This is a genomic window from Streptomyces hydrogenans (assembly GCF_014656075.1).
Lineage (GTDB): Bacteria > Actinomycetota > Actinomycetes > Streptomycetales > Streptomycetaceae > Streptomyces > Streptomyces hydrogenans.
The window spans coordinates 1-20,009 of record NZ_BNBS01000103.1 but is presented as its reverse complement, the minus strand read 5'-3'; the positions used below and the strand labels follow the sequence as shown (position 1 = coordinate 20,009).

Genomic DNA, 20,009 nt, shown 5'->3' with positions numbered 1-20,009 from the left:
AGGGCGACGGCGCGCCTGCCGCCTTTGTTCACCGGTCCGACGCCGGTGCCTGTGTCCGTGCCTGCGTCTCCCCCAGGCTGATCGCCTGGACGGGACAGGCACGGGCCGCCTCGCGGACCAGGGTTCCGCCCGCCCCGTCCTCGCGGCCGGGCAGGACGGTGCCGAAGCCGTCGTCGTCCTGGGTGAAGACATCGGGCGAGACCAGGGCGCACTGGCCGGCCCCCATACAGATGTCCGGGTCGATGGAGATGCGCACCGGTGGGCTTTCCCTTCTCGTGGAGCCGGGTTCGGGCATGGCGGAGGTGCTCACCAGGCGACGGGGAGTTCCAGCATCCCCTGGATGGTGTCGCCCGGCTTGAAGGGGATCTCCTCGGCGGGAGCCGCCAGTCGCAGGCCGGGCAGGCGCCGTAGCAGGGTGCCGAGGGCGATCTCCAGTTCCGCGCGCGCCAGGTTCTGGCCCAGGCACTGGTGGATGCCGAAGCCGAAGGCGACGTGGTGCCGGGCCGTGCGCTCCCAGTCGAGTGCGTCCGGGTCGGCGTAGACCGCGCCGTCGCGGTTGATGAGGGAGGTGGAGAACACCACCCCCTCACCGGCACGGATGACCGTCCCGTCGATCTCCAGGTCCTCACGGGCCACGCGCAGCATGCCGTCCGCGATCGACAGGAACCGCAGGAGCTCCTCCACGGCCGTCGGCAGCAGGCTCGGATCCGCTCGGAGCTGCGCCATCCGCTCGGGGTGCCGCAGCAGCGTGTACGTCCCCAGGGAGATCATGTTGCCGGCGGTCTCGTGCCCGGCGACGAGCAGGATGGTGGCCAGTTGCACCAGCTCCTCGCGGTCGGGGCCGCCCTCCCGCGCCTGCCGTGCGACCAGGTCGTCCAGGACACCTTCGCCGGGCTCGGCGCGTTTGGCGTCGATGAGGTCGCCGAGGTAGCCCTCCAGCCGGGCCAGCGCGTCCTCGATGTCCTCGCCCGTCGGGCCGCGGAGCAGCCGTCGGGACTGTTCCTCGAAGAAGTCGTGGTCCTCGTACGGAACACCCAGGAGGTCGCAGATGACGATCGAGGGCACCGGCAGCGCGAACGCGCTCACCAGCTCGGCCGTCGGCCCCGCCGCCTCCATGGCGTCGAGCAGCCGGTCCACGGTCGCCTGGATCCGGGGACGCATGGCGTCCGTGCGCTTGAGCGAGAAGCTCGGGATCAGCATCCTGCGCTGGACGTTGTGCTCGGGGTCGTCCCATCCGAGGAGCGCGGCGCGCCGTCGGCTGCGGAGGGCCTGGGTCCTTTCCGTGGGAATCGGGAAGTCGGGGTGGGTGGAGTCGGTGGACAGGCGCTGATCGGCCAACAGGGCCCGCGCGGTGGGGTGTCCGGTCACGAACCACACTTCCCGGCCGTCCCACAGGGTGACCCGGGACAGGGGACGGTCGTGGCGCAGGGGGTCGTAGGCGGCCGGGGGATGGTAGGGGCAGGATCGGCTCTGGGGAAAGGCGACGGCTTCTTCCGTTGTCGTCATCAGGAACCTCGCAGACGGCTGATCGTTGGCTCCGGCGTTGGCGCCACACCCACTACATGCCCCAGGCATCTATCCGGTCTACGCAGAGTTCGGCCAATCCGCCGGAACGGGTGGCACCGTTCCGCCGGGCGCGCGACGGGGCCCGGGGACGACGTCCGGAAGGGCGCTCGGGTGGACGACGAAGCCGACGCACACCTGCCCGCCCGGGGACGGGCACGCCGCCCGGCTCGCGGCCGTCCCCACGGAGGCGGGGAGCGGGAAGAAGACGGAGACGATCGGGCTCGACAGCATCGGGTCATCCCCCGCGTCAGCGGGGAGCGTTGCCACACACCAGCCCGGATTCCACACAGCGGCCGACCACTTCACCCGACCTACCAGTCCCACCGGACCTACCAGACCCACGGTACCCGCCCATCGCCCAGAGCTCTGGACGCGACGGACCGGTCTGTCGGACCCGGCATCTAGGCTGGAGCGAGATCGATCAAGGAGTGGGACTGTGCGCATGGAGCGTCACCAGGTGAGCGGGGCCGCCGTGTCGGCGGCGCGCGAGGACTTCACGAACCGCATCGGGGGGCACGTGCGGTCGCTGTCGAGGGGCGGCCGGATGGCGACGTACGCCTGGCAGTCGATCGCCGACGAGTTCCTGGACTACCTGGGTGCCCTGTCCGTCGAGAGCCCCGGCCTCGACAGCGCGGAGGCGAAGGCCGTCCTCAAGGACGCCGCCGAGGCCGCGGCCGGTGCCGTCGCCTACGCCGCCTATCACCCGCACTGCTCCTTCAACGTCTTCCTGTCGTACGTGAACTTCGGCATGAGCTACGACCCGGGCGAGGACGCCCCGGCGGAGAGCGTCACGCCCGGGGAGTGGACCGACGCGCTGTGCCTGGCGGTCCTCACGGACAGGGCCACGTGGCACGGCGAGGCTTTCCACTTCGCCCGCCAGAAGTTCGAGGCGAAGGCGCAGGGAACGCCCGGCGGCGAGCTGGCGACGGGTCTGACGGCCGTGGTCCTGGACCACACCGGTCACGACGAGGAGTACCCGCCGAGCGCGCAGGCCAAGATCGCCGCCGTCGACGCGGCCCTGGAGCGCGTCCGGGCACGTGCGGAGGCGAGCGGCGAGCCCCTGCTCGACCGGTCGGACAGCGTGGCCCTGCGCGCTCTGCGCGCGCTGGCCTCCGAGGACCGGCCGGCCTTCGACACGGCGCTGGCCGATCTCCTCGCCAGGGAGAACGCCGTGCACGGCCCTTCGGCCCCGCCGAGCAGCCTGCTCCCGCTCGTCCCGATCGCCCTCGGCGCGTTCGCGTACCGCACCCTGGGGTGGGCGCCGGCCGTGCGCACCGACTACCTCCCGCACGCGCTGGTCACCGGCTTCGAGACGCGGGGCCCGCGGGTCGGCGGGCTCGGCAGGGACAGGCGGCCGGACGCGGTCGCCGCGCTCGCCGCGGGCCCGCTGGTCGTGGAGCGGCCCGCGTGCGAGAGGAAGGTGAGCGCGGAGGTGGAGGCCATGTACGAGGAAGACCTCCGCGAGGCGTTCACACCGGTCGACGGCGCCTCCCTGTCGCTGCGGAAGCTGGAGAGCGTCATGGGCGATCAGGAACGGCTCTTCCTGTGGCGTTCCGCGAGCCCCGGCGACCTCACGGACGCCCAGAGGACGAGCCTGCGACTGGCCGCGCAGGCAGGCGCGGCCCTGTTCCGCGTCGCCCTCGCGGAGCCGGGCACCGACGCCGAGGTGACGGTCGACGGCCGCACGCTGCGCTACCCGGGCGGCGGCAAGGTGACGGCCGGCGCCCACAACTGGCAGACGGCCACGGCCTTCGCCCTGATCACCGGCGTGCGGGAGAACCTCGCTCCCCTGGTCCTCACCGGTCCCGACTTCGCCGGCCCGGACCGCTCCGCCTTCGGCCCGTACCGCGCTGCCCTCCACGCCTACCTGAAGGGCGCCGAACCCGAACGCGCCGCGCAGCGGGCCCTGCAGTACGCCGAGTCCGCCAAGGACTGGGGCTTCGCGATGCCGCCGACCGTCCTGCTGTCACAGCTCGTCGAAGGCGACGAGGAGAGCTTCAACCTGGCCCTGGCCGACGCGCTCGAAGCCCACCGCGCCTACTACCAGGTCGCGGACCGCGCCGATGATCCGGAAGCCGCCGTGAACCTGGACGTCCTCGCCCTGGTCTGCCACGCCCGCAGGCGCGGCTGGGCCATCCGCGTCGAGTCCCCCTACCTTCCGCGGGACCTCGTGCGGAGCGCCGAACCCTTCTAGGACGGAGGACGGACGGGCGGGCCATGGGGCGGAGCCCGGGAGAGGGGGGCTGTGGTCGACGGGACGGATCAGGGGCCGACGGCGTCCCGTTCCCGGGCCTCCGCCACCGATATCGGCCGCCAGGGGGCATGGGCCCGCACGTCCCACGCCCGGGCGTACCCCACCTCGACCATCATGACCGCTCCCCTGCTCCGGCTCGCCTCTGTGCTGAACCGCAACGTAGCGGCCGCTTGTGACAGGGAGGGCACCGGGCGCCGGACCACGGCGGCGGGCCGACGCCGTCCGTCCGCGCAGGACGGGTCGAGGGGAAGGCGAGCGGTCCCGCGCCGTGCGACGTACGCGGGTGCGAGGGCCCCTGCCTGTGGCCGGGGTTCCTCGCGTCCGCCCCTCACCTCACGTCCGTCCGGTACGCCCGGAGGGCGCGGTCCCGCTGTCAGCCGACCGAGAGGAGGTCCACGACGAAGATCAGGGTCTCGCCCGGCTTGATGGCCGGCGAGGGCGAGCGGTCGCCGTAGGCCAGGTGGGGCGGAATCACCAGCTCGCGCCGGCCGCCGACCCTCATGCCCCGCAGTCCCTGGTCCCAGCCCTTGATGACCTGACGCCCTCCGAGGACGAAGTCGAAGGCCTGGTCGCGGTTCCAGGAGGCGTCGAACTCCTCGCCGGTGGAGTGGGCCACGCCCACGTAGTGGACCGTCACGGTGGCCCCCTTGACGGCCTCGGCCCCGTCTCCGACCACCACGTCCTCGATGTGCAGATAGGGGGACGGCCGGCCCTGGGGGGAATCGATCTCCGGTCGCTCAAGGCTCATCGCCCGCTCCTCGCTCTCGTGGTCGGCCGACCTGTCGTCGGCCGCCTGCCTGGTGATCATTCTCTACGACCGCGGGCCCCGGACAGCCGCACAGGTGTCAGGGCACACCGGCGCCGCCCGCACCCGGGCGGTGTTCCGCGCCCCGGGAAGGCGGGTTTTCCGTCCGGTGGCCACCTCGTCCAAGCGGTCAGCCCTTCGCGTACGTCGCCTTCAGCTCGCGCTTGAGGACCTTCATGCTCGGGCCGAGCGGGAGCTCGCCGGTGATCTCGACGCGGCGCGGGTACTTGTGCTTGGCGAGGTGCTCCCTGGACCAGGCGATCACTTCCCCGGAATCGAGGTCCGCGTCCGGCCTCGGGACCAGGACGGCGCAGACCTCCTCGCCGTGCACGTCGTCGGGGAGGCCGATGACGGCGGCCTGGGCGATGCCGGGGTGGCGCATGAGCACCTCCTCGATCTCGCGGGGGTAGACGTTGTAACCGCCGCGGATGACGAGGTCCTTCTTGCGGTCGACGATGGTGCGGTAGCCGTCGGCGTCCTTGGTCCCGAGGTCGCCGGTGCGGAACCAGCCGTCCACGATCGCTTCGGCGGTGGCGTCGGGACGGCCCAGGTACTCGGTGAAGACGTTGTGGCCGCGTACGACGATCTCGCCCAGCTCGCCGGTGGGGAGCAGGTCGACGCGGTCGTCCGTCTCGGCGCGGGCGATCTCCACGTCCACGCCCCAGATCGCGTGCCCGACGGTGCCCGGCCGCCCGCCATTTCAGGGCTGGTTGACGGTGGCGGCGGGCGAGGTCTCGCTCAGACCGTAGCCCTCGTAGACCGGGGAGCCGAACAGGCTCTGGAAGCGTTCGAGCACGGTGACCGGCAGCGAGGCGCCGCCGGAGACGGCGATGCGCAGGCGGGGCAGACGCTCGGCCGTCTCCGCGGCGGCAAGGAGGTGGATGTACATGGTGGGCACGCCGTGGAAGACCGTGACCTTCTCGCGGGCCATGACGTCGAGGGCCGCGGCCGCGTCGAAGCAGGGCAGCAGCACGAGGGTCTTGCCCGCGCGCCACACGGCGTTCAGGGAGGTGGTCTGCCCGAAGGCGTGGAAGAGGGGGAGCGAGCCGAGGACGATGTCGTCGGGGCGGTACTCGTTGCAGTCGAAGGCGTCGACGGTCGCGTTCATCACCAGGTTGAGGTGACTGAGCACCGCGCCCTTGGGCACGCCGGTGGTGCCGCCGGTGTGGAAGATGACGGCCGGGTCGTCGGCCGCGCGAGCCGCGTAGACCCGGATCGGGGCGGTCTCCTCGGCGAGGACGTCGAGTTCGCCGCCGTCTCCGAGACCGGTGACGCGGTCGGCGACGGCCGCGGCGGCGGCGGTGCCGTCGGCGGCCTGCGAGGGGTGGCACAGCAGCAGCTTCACCCCGCTGTCGCGCAGGACGTGTTCGACCTCCCGGGCGGAGAGCAGCAGGTGGACGGGGACGACCACGCCACCGGCCGCGAGGATCGCGTAGTAGGCGAGCGGGAAGTCGACGGTGTTCGGCGCCATCAGGGCCACCCGGTCACCGGGGCGGACACCGAGCCGCTCGACGAGCGCGGCCGCCCGCGTGCGGACCTGGTCCCACACCTCGCCGAACGTCAGGCGCAGTTCCCCCTGGACGAGTGCCTCTTTGTCGGGCCTGCGGCGGGCGTTGTCGGCGACGATCGCGGCGAGCGAGAGAGTGGACATGGGGAGGATCTGCTCCGTTCCGTGCTGGTGCGGCTCTGGATCGGCGGAGGACGCCGCGGGCCGCGACCGGGCATCGGAGGGTGCCGGGGACGCCTACGGCGGCCGGCAGCCGGCGAAGAGAGGCGTCGCCGAGGACGGCTTCGACGACGCCGTCCCGCGCTCGGCTCGTACGGCCCCGAGCGCGCGGTACGTCTGCTGGTGGTCTCCCGTCGTTCCTCCGACCTCGCCGTAAAATTAGCACTGCTAGTTTTGGACTATAGCCAGAGGCCGCGCCCATGGAAAGAGGCGTGTCGGCGCACCAGGCCCGGGACGCACCGGTCCCGCACGGGTCGAGGAGTTCTGGGGCGGTGCCGAACCCACAAGGCGCGCACCGCCCGCCCGACGGGGGGCGGCACCGTCGCGGGAGCGGGCGACCGCGCGCGACGGGACGACATCCGGCGATGAGAGCGGCAGGGCGTGCCGGGGAGCCCCGTGACGGACGGGGCCCGCTGCCTGCGTGCGTGAGGAGCGGGCTTGCCTGCCTGCGGTCGCGCCCGACGCCGGCCCGCTCCCCAGTGGCTCGCACGCCGGACGGCGAGCGCTCCGTGTCACGCCAGGGGCAGCGCGTCTCCACGCTGTTCCAGGGGCCTCGGGCCGAAGATGCGTCGTTCCTCCGCCCGGATCGGGACGTCGTTGATGCTCGCCTCACGTCGGCGCATCAGGCCGGTGGCGTCGAACTCCCACAGTTCGTTGCCGTAGGAGCGCCAGTGTCCACCGTCCGCGTCGTGCCATTCGTACTGGAAGCGGACGGCGATCCGGTCGTCGCCGAAGGACCACAGCTCCTTGCGCAGCGCGTAGTCGAGCTCCCTGCCCCACTTCTCGGCGAGGAACCGCCGGATCTCCGCCCGGCCGGTCACGAAGGTGTCGCGGTTGCGCCACACCGAGTCCTCCGTGTAGGCGAGGGCCACGCGGTCGGGGTCACGGGTGTTCCACGCGTCTTCGGCGGCCTGCACCTTCGCGAGCGCGTCGGCCTCGGTGAACGGGGGCAGGGGAGGGCGGACCTGGGGGGCGGGGGTACCGGGCATCAGCGTGTCCTTCCGGATCGTTGTGGCTTGAGGTTGCCGTGGTGCGCTGCCGCTGTCGTGCTCGTTCGGATCGGTGGGAGCGGTCAGGGCTTGAGAGGAAGCCAGGTGCCGTGGTCCGCGATGCGGAGGACGGGGGCGAGGCCGGCGTCGTCGAGGGCGTGCTCGATGGCGTCGCGTCCTTCGGTGAAGTGGGCCCAGCCGGTGTAGTGGGCGGGGATGTTGACGGGGGCTCCGAGGATCGCGGCGGCAGCGGCCGTGCGGGCGCTGTCGAGGCTGAGCGGGCGCCCGCGGAACCTTCCGGGGACCCGGACGGCGCCCGCGTGCAGGACGGCGGCGGCGACGGTGCCGGTGCGGCGGGCGATCTCGGTGACGGTCCGCAGGGAGGCGTTGTCGCCGCTGATGTAGACGGTGGGGAGTCCGTCTCCGGCGAGGACGAAACCGATGACCTGGCAGTTGACCTCGCCGTCCGCGTCCCGTTCACCGTCCTCGGGGCCGTGGACGGCCGGCACGGCGGTGACGGTCAGCTCACCGCCGTCCGGGCGGGTGAGCAGGTGGGTGTCCCAGGCGGCCAGGCCCTTCGCGGGGACGCCGAGCCGGGCGGCACCCCCGGTGGTGGTGAGCAGCAGCGGGGCGGCGAGCGCGAAGGCGCGTCCGCGGTCGTCGAGGTTGTCGGCGTGGTTGTCGTGGCTGACCAGCACCAGGTAGGCGACGGTGAGCCGGTCCTCGACGAGGGCCGGACCCTCGGTCTTGGTCAGGCGGCCGTGCGGGCCCGGATCGTCGAAGGTCGGGTCGGACACGATGCGGAGGCCGCCGAGGTCGAGAACGGTCGTGGGGCCGCCGACGACCAGGACCTGACCGTCGTGACGGGGAAGGGGGGAAGGCGACGTCATGGTGGTGCGGCTCCTTATGCGCGGGGCGGGACGGGGCGGGGACGGGAAGGCGGTGGGGTGCCGGGATGTCCCGGTCGGCACGCCCTCCGCAGTCGACCCCAGGGAGTGGGCGGGAGCAAGCGAAAAATGCCGTTCCGGTTGCGTGTTCACCTCCTCCGCCCAGGTGCGGGCACGGCCGCTCGGATACCGCGCCGAGGTCACCGGCATGGAGATCGCCGACGCGCTCGTGGCCGGTGCCGCCGCTCTCGCCGACAGCGCCCGGTCTCGGAGCCGGAGCGTCTCCTGGCTGGTCGCGTAAGAGGTCAGCGGGTGTCGGTGGTTGGCGTTCGGGGATGCTCAGGTGGCCGCAGGAAGTAGCGCTCGTGGCCCGGGACGTAATGCCTCGACCTGTCCAGTGCGCATCGCGCATCGCGGTGACGCCTTCGAGGCCCGGCGGGCGTCGACCGGCCCGTGCTCGGCGCCTGGCCGGGCGCCCGTTCCGGGCCCGGGGCGGCAGCAGCCCTTCCGGGCCCGGGACGCAGCAGCCGGGAGCGTCCGCGGACCCTTACGCATGAGGTCGGCGCGCAAGCCCACGGCCTGCTGCGGGGCAGCGCCCGTCGGACGGATGTCCGAACCGAGAACCCGTCCGCAGCCGTGGTGAACGCGTGGGGCGCGAGGGCGTCGGGGTGCGACCGGCGTGGCCGGTCTGCCCGCACGGGGCCGCTCTCTTGTCAGGGGGTCATCGGCGCGCCCACGGCGACACATGGGTCGTGGAGGACTGAGAAAGGCTGCGCGCGGGAGCGAACCCCGACACCGGAACCGGCACCGGCCTCCCCGCGGCCGGAGCAGGTGACTGCCCCTCAGGCTTCCCCGGCGCCCTGTGGACCAGGGCTCAGGACCTCGTCGTCCGTGTGCGCGCCGAACTCGGCGACCCGCACCTCCGCGATGCGCTCGTACCGGGCGACGCGGTCGGTCCACTCCGCGTCGACGCCGAACGCCACCTGTGCGAAGCCCACCCGGCCGATGGCCTCGGCAAGACCTGGATCACCGGGCGCCAGCAGGCGTACCGGCTCGTCGAGCGCCACGGTGTGCGGCGGCACGAAGAACTCGTCCGGCACGACGGCTCGCGCATGGACGAGGGCACCGACGGCGACCACCGAGCCGTCCCCCAGCCGTGCTTCCTGGAGGACCGTCGCCGCGGTGGCCACATAAACGCACCTGCCGACCCGGCAGCCCAGCAGCGTGGCATGCGGACCCACGAAGACGTGATCGCCGACGAGCACCGGCTGGTCACCGGCGACGGCGGAACCGCGCAGCACGGCGTTCTCGCAGATCACCGTCGCTTCCCCGATCTCGATCCGGGCCCCTTCCGCGTCGAGCACCGCGCCGTACATCACCCGTGCCCTCGGCCCCACGCGGACGTCGCCGACGAGGGTGGCCGTCGGGGCGACGTAGGCGGTGGGGTGGACCTGCGGTCGGTGGCCCCGATGACGGATGCGGATTCCCCGCGGTTCGGCTGTCACGAGCCGATTCTCACGCAGCCGACCGCCGGTGCACCGGCGGGTATCGGACATCGACTTCACCAGGAGTCGAGCCGTACGGGAGTCCGGGCGCGCCGCCCGTGGTGCGTCCCGCCGGCACCGGAAGCCGGCCGCCGCGGCGAGCACGCTCGGGGGAAGCCGGCCGACACGGCGAGCGCTCGGGGGAAGGCCGAGGGATGAGCGGCGGGCGGGCGGGTAGGCGCGCGCGGAGAGCACCTGCGTGCCGCTGGGCCTGCCCCTCGGTACGGGGAGGAGCGGCACGGAGCGGGCGGGAGCCCTCGCGTCGGCCGCTGCCGAGGTGCCGAAGCGTTCCGCCCCAGCACGTGGAGGGAAGGTGAGGATGCCATGAGTGCTGCCGGACGGCAGCCCGGCCCCGTCGACACGACGGAGGCGTCGGTGGGTGACCTGGTCGCACGGGCGTCACAGCAGGTATCGGAGCTGGTCCGTGAGGAGATGGAGCTCGCCAGGGCGGAGATGTCGCTCAAGGGCAGACGGTACGGCGTCGGGGGCGGCCTCTTCGGCGGCGCCGGCCTCGTCGGGGTCCTGGCCGCCGAGGCCCTCGTCGCGGCCGGCGACGCCGCCCTCGACACGGTCCTGCCGGTATGGGCGTCCGCCCTGGTGGTCGGGGCCGTGCTGGCCCTGGTGGCGGCGGTGATGGCCGCCGCCGGCAAGAAGCAGATCGACAAGGCGGGCAGTTTGGCGCCGCGCCGGACCATCGAAAGCGTCAAGGCCGATGTGGCCGAGATCAAGGAGAAGGCACACCGATGAGTCATCAGCCCGAGACCAAGGGATCCTCACCCACCCCCGAGGTGCTGCGCGACCAGATCTCACAGACCCGTGAGGGACTCGGCCGCACCGTCCAGGCCCTCGTAGCCAAGGCCGACGTCAAGGCTCTGGCCAGGGAACAGGCGGCCGAGGCCAAGGAGAAGGCGGTGGAGGTGAAGGAACAGGCCGTGGTGAACGCCGCGCTCGTCACCGACAAGCTCAGGGACAAGGCCGCGCACGCCGCCCGGGTCGTCCACGACAGGACGCCCGAGCCGGTACGGGAGAAGGCGGGGCAGGCCGCGGCGACGACCCGGAACCATCGCGGGGCGATCATCGCCGCGACGGTGGCGCTCACTGCACTGGTGCTCGCGATGCGGACACGGAGGCAGCGATGAACAAGGCCAAGGTCGCCTACAAGCCGGTCGGCCTGGTGCTCGGGGCCGTCAGCGGCATGCTCGCCGCTGCGGCCTTCAAGCAGACGTGGAAGGTGGTCGCCCACGAGGACGACGCCCCCGACGCCACCGACGAGAACCGTGCCTGGAAGGAGATCCTGCTCGCCGCGGCGCTCCAGGGCGCGATCTTCGCCGTGGTGAAGGCGGCAGCCGACCGTTCCGGGGCGACCGCCGTGCGGCGCCTGACGGGTTCCTGGCCTGGCTGAGGAAGAGAAGCAGAGGGAGAGAAGGGCCGAGGGATCCGTGTGGGAGGTCCCCGGCCCTTCCTCCTGCCCTGGCCCTTCCTTCTGCCCCAACCTTTCCTCCTGCCCTGGGCCCGTCCGGTCCGCCGGGCCGGTCGGTCAGGGACGCTCGGGGGATCGCGTGCCGCAGGCGGTGAACAGGCCGTGCGGGCAGGGAGCGGACGCGGGGGCCGGCTCTTCTGCCCTGGGAGGTGAACGCGCGCACGGGGTACGAGGCTCGCGCCGGGCGGTCGGCGGAGTGATCGGGCGCGGATCGTTTCCTCTCCTGGGACCGCCCGGGGCCATGACGGGCGCTCGGTGAAGGGAGACCGAGTGCCGCCCGCTGTCCTCACCCCGACCCCGTACTCCGGCGACCGGCAGCGGACCGGACGTCTCAGGTGTCGCCGGGGCTTCCGTCCCGGGAGGTCGGGGCGGGGTCTCCCGCCCACGGGGGCGGTGCCGTCGACGCGGTCCAGGCCGCCAGTTCCGTACCGTCGACGCAGACGATCCCGCAGGAGGACGCGTACTCCAGCGCGGGATCCGTGAAGGAGCTGGTGGTGACAAGGACGGCGACGTCGGCCTCGTGCACGGCGTAGCAGGTGCCTCCGAAGCGCTGGAGGTCCGGGGATCCCACCCGGTGGTCCTCCCCGTACTGCTTGCACTGCAGGACCACGCGCATTCCGTCGGAGGTGGTCGCTATCACGTCCGCGCCGAGGTCACCGGCGCCTCCGACGACCTCGACGGGGGAACAGCCGTCACGGGCGCACAGCGCGGCGACGGCGTGTTCGAAACCGTCCGGGTCGACGGCCAGGTGGTCCAGGGCCCCGGAGTCGACGGCGGGCGGCGCGGCGACGCCGCCGGAGCCGGGGGCGTCCGGGAGGATCGGCCGTGGAGCGGCGGGCACCCCAGGGAGGGTCTCCGCCACGGGGTCGCCGGCATCGGGCAGCGGGGCCGTGTCCGCGACTCCGGCGGCGCTGTTCGCCCACGGGCCGCCCCGCTCCGCCCGGCCGCGCGCCACGGCGGTCCTGTTCCACCGGGCCAGGACCGCTCCGACGCCCAGCAGCAGCGCGAGGGCCGCGAGGACGGCCGGCAGGTACGAGCCGGTCGACCGTGCCGTCCTGACCATCAGGGCCGCGCCTCCCGTGACCACTCCCACGAGCCCCACCACGAGCACCAGGTCCCGCGCGGGCCTCGCCGGGCCCTCCCGGCGTCCCCCGCTCCTGGCTGCGACCCTGGTGTCGCCGGATATCGTCGTACGGCCCCGCATACGGCCCCTCCCTCGTCCGGCCCGTCTTCCTCCGACCGGCCCTCCCCTGACACGACCCGTCTCACCCCGACCGCACCGCCGAAACACGTTCGGAAGCCGTACGGCACGCGCAGCCAGGATGCGCGTGGCTCGATCGCCCGGGACGGCGTCTCTCACCGGCAGGGCGCCGTTCCCGAACCTCTTGGGCTGTCGGAGGTCCGGCTGCCCCAGGACGGCCTCCGCCGCCGCCCTGATCTTGCGCGGGAGGGCGAGGACCGGCTCATCGTTCAGGGCGAGGTCCTTCGGTCGCCGGCCACGCGGGCTCGCGCGCGGCCCGTGGGCCTTCCGCCGCGTCAGAGCGAGGCGTGGTGCGCGGCCAGCACGAAGGCGTGCCCGGCCGGGTCCATGAAGCGGCGGACGTCGGTACGGCGGTCCGTGCGGGTGCCGTTGTGTTCGGCGGTCACCGGGCGGGCGCCCAGGGAGACCGCCTCGCGCTCCGCCTCGTCGAGCGCTTCGGGAGCGACGAGGATCCACAGGTGGGACTGCTGGGAGTCCTCCGGCCGGGGCCAGCTCGGCGGTGCGTGGCCGGGGTCCCGGTGGATCCCGAGGAGGGCTCCGTCGGCGCCGGAGATCAGCAGGAGGTCGTGACCGCCGGCGCTCGGCTCGACGGTGGCGTCGAGCAGCGCGGCGTAGAAGCGGGCGAGGGACTCGGGGTCGGTGCTGTCGAGGACGAGGACGCTGCTCTTCGAGACGGTCATGGACTCCGTATGCCCCCGTGCCTCCCTTTCAGGCGGCGGGAATCGGGCCTCGCCCGCCCTCACGGAGCGGAGCCGGGACGGCCGCGTCCCGCACGGTCCGGAGGGCCCCCTCACGACGCCTCCTGTCCCGCCGGCCGCACCAGGGCCGGGCCAGGTCCGGCCGGGTCGGTTCGGTGCGGGGTCTCGGCGCTCGTGGCATCGGTCGTGCTCGCCGACCAGCGGCTCTTCCGCTGTCTTGGGTCGACGACACAGCCGCTCGGTCCCAAGGGCGTGGCACTCCCTCGCAGGATCCGCTCACCGGGCGTTCTTCCCCTCCGGGCCTACGCGCTGCCGGCGGGCCTCGGATCCGGTGATCATCGCCGTGGCGGCCGAGGCCGCGGCCGAAGCGTTCGGAGACGGCTCGGCGCTGGTCAACGCGTCGACCAGTCGGGCGAACTCGGCACGCTGCCGGGCGGTCAGCGTGGTGTAGAGCGGCGCCTGCAGCTCGTCCGTGAGTCGCTCGGCGTGCTGCCACCGGGGAGTCAGGGCCGCGGCGGCCGGGCCCGGCTCGCGCCAGCCGTAGTGGGTCGCCTGCTCGACGCCGAGGTTGACGACCATCGCCTCCCGGGAGCTCAGGCCGGACAGGCGTACCGCCACGAGATGGCAGGCGCCGCGGTGTTCCCTCAGGACGTGGATGCGCTGCATCGCCGCCCCGACCGGATCGTCGGCGGGCACTGGCTGCGCGCGCCAGCCTGCGAACAGGGGCAGTGAGTCGGCGTCGGCGGCATCGGTCAACCGCTGGGCCAGGTGGTTGAAGTGCTCGACGTCGGCGTCGGCGGGGATGTGGGAGCGGCCCCACGTCCGGACAGCCTCCGCGTAGCAGGCGGCGGCCTCCTGCGCCGGCATCACGGGCCGGCCGGCCCGCCAGCCGGTGGCGACGAGTTCGGGGCCGAGGAACCCTTGCACCGCCTGGACCACAGCGGCCGGTGCCTCGCCGAGCACTCCGAACCGGCCGCGGCAGTAGAAGCCGCGCCCGGGGGCGAACCCGGCGCGCAGGCCCATGGCGGCGGTCGCCTGGTCGGACATGAACTCGTCGCCGAAGTCGTGGACCGGCCCGGCCACGGCGGCGATGCAGTCGAAGATCTCCATGCACAAAAGGTCGCCCCCACATCTCAGCAGGTCAAGGGGGTGTTTTCTGGTGGAACCCTTTAGGTAATCTATCGAGTCATGCTCGACATCCGCCGTCTCCACATGCTCAAGACCGTCGCCGTCCGCGGCTCCATCACCGCGGCCGCCCAGTCCCTGGAACTGTCCGCCGGCGCGGTGTCCCAGCAGCTCGCCGCCCTGAGAAGCGACGTCGGGGTCGATCTCCTGCGCCCCGACGGGCGGACCGTCGCGCTCACCGAGGCGGGCCGCGTCCTCCTCGAACACGCCGACCGGATCCTCGCCGCCCTGGAGGAAGCCGAGTGCGCCGTCGCGGTGGTCAAGGGCACGGTCGGCACCGTCGCCACGCTCGGCGCGCTGCCGTCGACCGTCGCCAGGATCGTGGCCCCCGCGCTCACCGCGCTGGCCGCGGATCATCCGCAGCTCGCCGTCACCTGCCTCATCACCGACCAGGCACAACTGCGCGAACTCACCCTCGGCACCGTCGACGTGGTGCTGGGTCAGCGCTACCTCCACCTGCCGGAGACCACGCCCAAGGGCATCGCGGTCTCGCCGCTGCTCGACGACCCGCTGCTCATCGTCACCGCCGACGACGGAACCACCGGCGGATCCGACGAACGGCCCGTCGGCCTGCGCGACCTGGCCACGCACCACCTCGTCCTGCCGCCGCCGGCCACGGACTGCGGACAGGCCATCCTGCACGCCTGCCACCAGGCCGGCTTCACCCCCACGACGCGCTACGTCACCGCGGACATCGCCGCCCAGCTCACCCTCGCGCGGGCCGGCCTCGCCACCGCACTCGTCCCCCGCACGGCCATCGACCCGACCGCGCCCGGAATCCGCACGGCCCCCGTCGAGGACCACCCGATCCTGCGTCGGCTGTTCGCCGCGAGGCGTCACACCGAGACGACCAACCCGACGACCGCGGCCGTCATCACGGCGCTCCGCACAGCAGCGCGGCAGGACCGCGCCGCGCACCTCCCGCCGGCCTGAAAACAGAACCGCACGCAGCGAGCGAACAGGGAGGCCGCCCCTCTCGTCCTTGGCGTCCGTCCTGAGCCGTACAGGTCTGGAGGATCTCGCAGCTCGTGAGACCGGTGGTGATGGCCGGCCATGAGCTTGGTGGCGGTGCTTGTCGGCGCTTGTCGGTGTTGACCTTCAGGTTGGTTGAAGCTCGATGATGGCGCGGTGTCACATGACGAGCTGATGCCTATCGGGGCCTTCGCCCGACGCAGTGGACTGACCTCCAGCGCGCTGCGCTTCTACGCCGACTCCGGGCTGCTGCCTCCTGCCGAGGTCGATCCCGTCTCGGGCTACCGCTACTACAGCGCGGACCAGGTGGCCCGGGGGACCGCGCTGCGTCGGCTCCGCGAGCTCGCCATGCCCCTGGTCGCTGTCGAGGCCGTGCTCGGTTCCGGAGCCGACGAGGCTTCCCGGCTGCTCGACGAGCACGTCGCGAAGGTCGTGGCGGATGCGGCGGCCGTGCGGCGGAAGGCCGCCGTCATCAAGGCCTCGCTCGGCGAGGCGCCAGGTCTTCCGGTCGCGGCGGTGAAGGGGCCCGTGCTGGCGGCCGCGGTCGAGCAGGTCCTGACCGCGACCGCACCCGGGCACGGGATGCCGGCACTCGCCGGTCTGCGCATCGAGGCGAGCCCTGAGGCGGTCACTCTGACGGCGACGGACCGCTACCGGCTTTCCACCAGAACGCTGGTGCCGGCCGAAGCGCCGAGGCAGACATGGGCCGGCACGGTGAACGGCGACGAGCTGCGCACCGCGGTCGTCGAGATCCGCCGCAGTCCGCTGGTGCGACTGGAAGCGGCCTCGAACGGAATCTGGTTCCGCGTGGCCGACCAGGAGGACCGGCACTGTCGGTTGCTGACCGAGGAGTTCCCCGACCACCGCCTGATGCTCGCGTCGCTGGGCGAGGTCACCACCCGTGCGACGGTCTCGAAGGGCCTGCTCCTGCGCGCCCTGGAGGAACACCCCGGCGAGCGCGTCGGGCTGCACGTCGCCGACCACGCGGTGAACGTCGCGGCAGCGGACGGCGAACACCCTGGCGTCACACTTCCGGCCACCGTCACGGGCCAGGCCCTTCAGATCTGGTTCGAGCTGACCACGCTGTACCCCGCCGTGAGCACCGCGATCGGCCCTGACGTACTGCTCGACCTGCGAGGACACGACCAGCCCGTCACGATCCGCTCCGCCGATCACGGCGATCTCACCACCCTGGCCATGCCCGTCAACTCCGACCGCTCCGCCTGAGAAAGGCAACGAGGAACACCCCATGACCTCCGCACCCGCCAGCCCCGACCCGATCATGGAAGCGATCGGTCACGCCCTCGCCGAGGGGCAGGCCGGCGACACCGCTTCCGCCCGCCGGAAACTGCTGGACCTGTGGTCCGCGATCGGCGTCACCGGCGACCCGCTCCACCGCTGCTCCCTCGCGCACTACCTGGCGGATCTCTACGACGATCCCGCCCAGGCCCTCGCCTGGGACATCCGGGCCCTGGACGCCGCCGACGCCGTGACCGAGCAGCGCGTCCAGGAGCACCACGCCGGCCTCCACATCGCCGGCTTCTACCCCTCCCTGCACCTCAACCTGGCCGACGACTACCGTCGTCTCGGCTCCTTCGAAGCCGCCACCGAGCACATCGACGCGGCCAGGGAGCACGCTCCCGGCCTTCCCCGGGATCCCTACGGTGACCTCCTTCGCGGCGCCATCCAGGAGGTCGCCGAGGCCATCGACAAGCGGGACCGGTCACGGCGGGCCTCCGCGCCTGGTTCCGCCGGCTCTTCCGCCGCCGACAGCGCGACGGCGCCTGGCCCGGACTGCTGATCCGACTACCGGCCCGGGCGGATGCGGCAGGGCCGATCACGGGGGAGGTCGACGTCGGCTCCACGATCTGCCGGGCCCCTCAGCACGCCGCGGGTGCCCGCCACGACGGCCGGGCCCGAAAGCGGGGAATCCGCCGCACGATCCCGGAGCCCGCCGACCAGGTGGCCAACCGCAAGCGACGCGGAAAGGCCGGCGGGCGGCCTCCCGTCTTCGACCGCGAGGACCACGAGGCCCGGTGGGCGGTCGAGTGCGGGCTCAAGCGGATCGAGCCGCGACCGGGCGGTCGCCAACGGATTCGACGAACTCGCCGTCCACTTCGAGGCCACCGTCATGGCCGCCGCCATCGGCGAGCCGGGTCAGGTCGGGTGACGTCACGTCAGGACCGGTCAGCGGGTCGCGGGCCCGTCCGTCAGGCCGGAGCGGGCGAGGGCCCTGGCCACGGCGGACGGGTCGGGGTCGTCGCCGTCCGGGTTCCGGACCCGTGCCAGCAGCGCGTCCACGTCCTGGAGCGGACCGGCCTCCGCCAGGGCGAGGACGGCGGCGGCACCGGGAGCGCCGTCCACCGGTGCGAGGCGCTCGGCCAGCAGGGCCGCCGCCTCCGCGCGGTCCGCCAGCTCACTCATCCCGCAGTCCAGACCGTCGTCGTCGAGGCCGTCCGGGTAGGGGGCGCGGGCCCAGGCCCCGTCTTCGTACCAGTACGCACAGCCGAGTTCGTCGCCCGAGAGCCGGTCCTTCAATTCCTCCCACGGCAGCCAAGCGGGGCCGCCGGCGAGAACGTCGACGGGCGGCTCGTGCCATCTCGTGCCGCTGGACTCGTCCTCGCCGTAGAGCACGTACCGGCCTTCGCCCATGCGGGACATCACCCACCAGGTGCAACCGGCGTCGTCCCAGTGGAGTCCGTCGTCGTCGATCCAGCGGCCGGTGCGGTGAGCGCTCGGCCGGCGTTCGTTCGCGGTGGTCGCGCCGAAGGCCGCGATCAGGGCCCAGCGGGCCCACAGCGTCTCGGCGGGCGGAAGATCCCCGGGGAGCCCCGGACGGTTGATCGACATGATCGCAACCTTACGGGGCGGGCACCGGAGCGAGCTCAGGGAGGCTCCACGGAGCACGGGCGTCGGCGTCGGCGTCGGCGTCGGCGTCACATCGGGCGGGCCGAGGGCCTGTGTCCGCGCGCCGGCTTCCGCCCGGTACGGGGTGAGCCCCTTGCCGGGGAACGGTGACCGCCCCGCCGGTGGGGGGATCGGGCGGGGCGGTCACATGCCGTGGGCCCGCGGGAGGGGGGATGACCGCGGGCGGACGGCCGGGAGGCGGTTCCGTGCGCTCCGTTGCCCCGCCTACCCCCGCTTCTCCCGGACACACATCCGCACGCGCCACTTTCTCCGGGCTTCCCGCCACGGCCCGTCCACAGCCTCTGGGGCCTGCATCCCACGACCTCCCGCCCACGTGCTCCTCCCCCGGTCCCGGCCCCGGCCTTCGGCAGGCCCTTTGGGCGAGACGGGTGGCTCCTGATGCCGTCGGCCCCGGACCGGGTACACGGCATGAGGCAGTGACCTCTGATCCGCAGGAAGGGCCTCCCGCATGCTCATCGATCTGTCAGGACGGACCGCTCTGGTCACCGGTTCCACCCAGGGCATCGGTGCCGCGATCGCCACCGGTCTGGCGCGCGCGGGAGCCCGCGTGGGGGTCAACGGCCGCAGCGAGGAACGGGTGGAGCGGGCCATGGCGGCGATCCGCGCCGAGGTGGCGGACGCGGAGCTGGTACCCGTGGTCGCCGACGTGGCGGACGAGGAGGGCGCGCGCCGCGCCGCGGAAGCGCTGCCGCGGGTGGACGTCCTGGTGAACAACCTCGGCATCTTCGGGGAGGCGGATCCGCTGACGATCAGCGACGACGAATGGCGGCGCTACTTCGAGGTGAACGTGCTGGCCGCGGTGCGGCTGATCCGCCAGTACCTGCCCGGCATGACCGAACGCGGCTGGGGGCGGGTGCAGAACATCGCGAGCGATTCGGCTGTGGTGACTCCCGCCGAGATGATCCATTACGGCATGTCCAAGACCGCCCTCCTGGCGGTCACGCGCGGCTTCGCCAAGCAGGCGGCGGGCACCGGCGTCACCGTCAACTCTGTCGTCGCCGGGCCCACGCACACGGGTGGGATCGAGGACTTCGTGTACGAGCTGGTCGACTCCTCGCTGCCCTGGGACGAGGCCCAGAGGGTGTTCATGCGCGAGCACCGCCCCCAGTCGCTGCTGCAGCGGCTCATCGAACCGGAGGAGATCGCCGCGATGGTCGTCTACCTGGCCTCCGACCACGCCTCCGCCACCACCGGCGGGGCCTTGCGCGTCGACGGCGGATACGTCGACTCGATCCTGCCGTAGCACCGGGGACGACAGGATCACGAGCGAGGAGGAGGCGGCGGGCGGCGACGGGGGCGGGCGCGGCATCGAGGGCCTGGGGGTGGTGCGGTCAGCCGACCGGGATCACATGACGCGGTCGGCCAAACCGGCGAACAGGACGTCCAGTTCCCTCGCGGCCGTGCGCGTCAGCGGGGTCGCGCGCAGGGCGTCGCGGGCGGCGTCCAGGTGGCGGCGCGCCTCCCCGCGGGTCGCGGCGCGTCCCCCGGCCTCCTCGACGAGGGAGGCGACGCGCTCGGCGGCGGCGTCGGTCGGCCGGGCGGAGGCGAGCAGCGTCCCCAGCTCGCGCGCGGCCCGGCTTCCGCCGGCCAGCGCGGCGAGGACCGGATGGGTCTTCTTGCCCCGGTGGAGGTCGGCGTGGACGGGTTTGCCGGTCGTCGCCGGGTCGCCCCAGATGCCGAGGAGGTCGTCGACGGCCTGGAAGGCGAGGCCGAG

The 20,009-nt window shown here is 73.1% G+C and carries 20 protein-coding genes and 1 pseudogene; 9 read left to right on the top strand and 12 right to left on the bottom strand.

Annotation, left to right across the window (positions count from 1 at the left end; genetic code table 11):
• Window positions 1–28: 28 nt before the first annotated feature.
• Window positions 29–256, bottom strand: a complete 228-nt coding sequence (locus IE321_RS31410) for a ferredoxin (RefSeq protein ID WP_043220388.1) — start codon at window positions 254–256, stop codon at window positions 29–31.
• Window positions 257–306: 50 nt separating this feature from the next.
• Window positions 307–1,506, bottom strand: a complete 1,200-nt coding sequence (locus IE321_RS31405; protein ID WP_190225366.1) for a cytochrome P450 — start codon at window positions 1,504–1,506, stop codon at window positions 307–309.
• Window positions 1,507–2,008: 502 nt separating this feature from the next.
• On the opposite strand from IE321_RS31405, the gene IE321_RS31400 reads away from it, so the two are divergent.
• Entirely contained in the window at window positions 2,009–3,760 is a 1,752-nt protein-coding gene (locus IE321_RS31400; protein ID WP_229916610.1) for an immunity 49 family protein, read from the top strand.
• A gap of 433 nt (window positions 3,761–4,193) precedes the next feature.
• On the opposite strand, the gene IE321_RS31395 is transcribed toward IE321_RS31400, so the two are convergent.
• The 4 genes and pseudogenes from IE321_RS31395 to IE321_RS31380 form a co-directional block, all read right to left on the bottom strand.
• On the bottom strand, window positions 4,194–4,568 hold the full coding sequence (locus IE321_RS31395; RefSeq protein ID WP_190225374.1) for an FKBP-type peptidyl-prolyl cis-trans isomerase: 375 nt from the start codon (window positions 4,566–4,568) through the stop codon (window positions 4,194–4,196).
• A gap of 187 nt (window positions 4,569–4,755) precedes the next feature.
• Window positions 4,756–6,276 (bottom strand): annotated as a pseudogene (locus IE321_RS31390) (long-chain-fatty-acid--CoA ligase).
• A 587-nt stretch (window positions 6,277–6,863) separates the two neighbouring features.
• Window positions 6,864–7,340, bottom strand: coding sequence for a nuclear transport factor 2 family protein (locus tag IE321_RS31385; RefSeq protein WP_190225365.1), 477 nt, complete (start codon window positions 7,338–7,340; stop codon window positions 6,864–6,866).
• An 83-nt stretch (window positions 7,341–7,423) separates the two neighbouring features.
• Entirely contained in the window at window positions 7,424–8,230 is an 807-nt protein-coding gene (locus IE321_RS31380) for an MBL fold metallo-hydrolase (protein ID WP_190225364.1), read from the bottom strand.
• Window positions 8,231–8,372: 142 nt separating this feature from the next.
• Between IE321_RS31380 and IE321_RS31375 the strand changes: the two genes are divergently transcribed.
• Window positions 8,373–8,528, top strand: coding sequence for a hypothetical protein (locus IE321_RS31375; RefSeq protein WP_190225363.1), 156 nt, complete (start codon window positions 8,373–8,375; stop codon window positions 8,526–8,528).
• Window positions 8,529–9,069: 541 nt separating this feature from the next.
• Here IE321_RS31375 and IE321_RS31370 read toward each other — a convergent pair.
• Window positions 9,070–9,732 (bottom strand): gamma carbonic anhydrase family protein, encoded by a 663-nt coding sequence (locus IE321_RS31370; protein WP_190225362.1) that lies wholly within the window; start codon window positions 9,730–9,732, stop codon window positions 9,070–9,072.
• A gap of 363 nt (window positions 9,733–10,095) precedes the next feature.
• Here IE321_RS31370 and IE321_RS31365 point away from each other — a divergent pair, with 363 nt between their 5' ends.
• Genes IE321_RS31365 through IE321_RS31355 form a run of 3 tightly spaced genes read left to right on the top strand, consistent with a single transcriptional unit; the run spans window position 10,096 to window position 11,173 of the window.
• Window positions 10,096–10,518 carry a phage holin family protein gene (locus IE321_RS31365; RefSeq protein WP_190225361.1) on the top strand — a complete coding sequence of 141 codons (423 nt, stop codon included), beginning with the start codon at window positions 10,096–10,098 and terminating at the stop codon, window positions 10,516–10,518.
• Window positions 10,515–10,910, top strand: coding sequence for a DUF3618 domain-containing protein (locus IE321_RS31360; RefSeq protein WP_043220374.1), 396 nt, complete (start codon window positions 10,515–10,517; stop codon window positions 10,908–10,910). Before IE321_RS31365 ends, IE321_RS31360 begins: the two co-directional genes overlap by 4 nt.
• Entirely contained in the window at window positions 10,907–11,173 is a 267-nt protein-coding gene (locus IE321_RS31355) for a DUF4235 domain-containing protein (RefSeq protein ID WP_043220373.1), read from the top strand. Before IE321_RS31360 ends, IE321_RS31355 begins: the two co-directional genes overlap by 4 nt.
• Window positions 11,174–11,582: 409 nt before the next feature.
• On the opposite strand, the gene IE321_RS31350 is transcribed toward IE321_RS31355, so the two are convergent.
• The 3 genes from IE321_RS31350 to IE321_RS31340 form a co-directional block, all read right to left on the bottom strand.
• The gene (locus tag IE321_RS31350) at window positions 11,583–12,344 is read right to left on the bottom strand and encodes a restriction endonuclease (protein ID WP_229916608.1); all 762 of its coding nucleotides are present in this window, start codon (window positions 12,342–12,344) and stop codon (window positions 11,583–11,585) included.
• 443 nt (window positions 12,345–12,787) lie between these two features.
• Complete coding sequence (locus IE321_RS31345) at window positions 12,788–13,192, bottom strand: VOC family protein (RefSeq protein ID WP_043220371.1); 405 nt, start codon at window positions 13,190–13,192, stop codon at window positions 12,788–12,790.
• A gap of 294 nt (window positions 13,193–13,486) precedes the next feature.
• Window positions 13,487–14,320 (bottom strand): SCO6745 family protein, encoded by an 834-nt coding sequence (locus IE321_RS31340; RefSeq protein WP_190225360.1) that lies wholly within the window; start codon window positions 14,318–14,320, stop codon window positions 13,487–13,489.
• Between the two features lie 78 nt (window positions 14,321–14,398).
• On the opposite strand from IE321_RS31340, the gene IE321_RS31335 reads away from it, so the two are divergent.
• From IE321_RS31335 to IE321_RS31325, 3 genes are all read left to right on the top strand, one after another.
• Window positions 14,399–15,328, top strand: a complete 930-nt coding sequence (locus IE321_RS31335) for a LysR family transcriptional regulator (RefSeq protein WP_190225359.1) — start codon at window positions 14,399–14,401, stop codon at window positions 15,326–15,328.
• 195 nt (window positions 15,329–15,523) lie between these two features.
• Entirely contained in the window at window positions 15,524–16,594 is a 1,071-nt protein-coding gene (locus tag IE321_RS31330; protein WP_190225358.1) for a DNA polymerase III subunit beta family protein, read from the top strand.
• Window positions 16,595–16,616: 22 nt separating this feature from the next.
• Window positions 16,617–17,168 carry a hypothetical protein gene (locus IE321_RS31325; protein WP_190225357.1) on the top strand — a complete coding sequence of 184 codons (552 nt, stop codon included), beginning with the start codon at window positions 16,617–16,619 and terminating at the stop codon, window positions 17,166–17,168.
• 386 nt (window positions 17,169–17,554) lie between these two features.
• Here the strand turns inward: IE321_RS31325 and IE321_RS31320 are convergent, their stop codons facing one another.
• The gene (locus IE321_RS31320; protein ID WP_190225356.1) at window positions 17,555–18,217 is read right to left on the bottom strand and encodes a hypothetical protein; all 663 of its coding nucleotides are present in this window, start codon (window positions 18,215–18,217) and stop codon (window positions 17,555–17,557) included.
• Between the two features lie 526 nt (window positions 18,218–18,743).
• On the opposite strand from IE321_RS31320, the gene IE321_RS31315 reads away from it, so the two are divergent.
• Window positions 18,744–19,538 (top strand): SDR family NAD(P)-dependent oxidoreductase, encoded by a 795-nt coding sequence (locus IE321_RS31315; protein ID WP_043220364.1) that lies wholly within the window; start codon window positions 18,744–18,746, stop codon window positions 19,536–19,538.
• A gap of 102 nt (window positions 19,539–19,640) precedes the next feature.
• Here the strand turns inward: IE321_RS31315 and IE321_RS31310 are convergent.
• Window positions 19,641–20,009 (bottom strand): polyprenyl synthetase family protein (locus tag IE321_RS31310; RefSeq protein ID WP_190225355.1); only part of this gene is annotated, 369 nt, incomplete at its 5' end.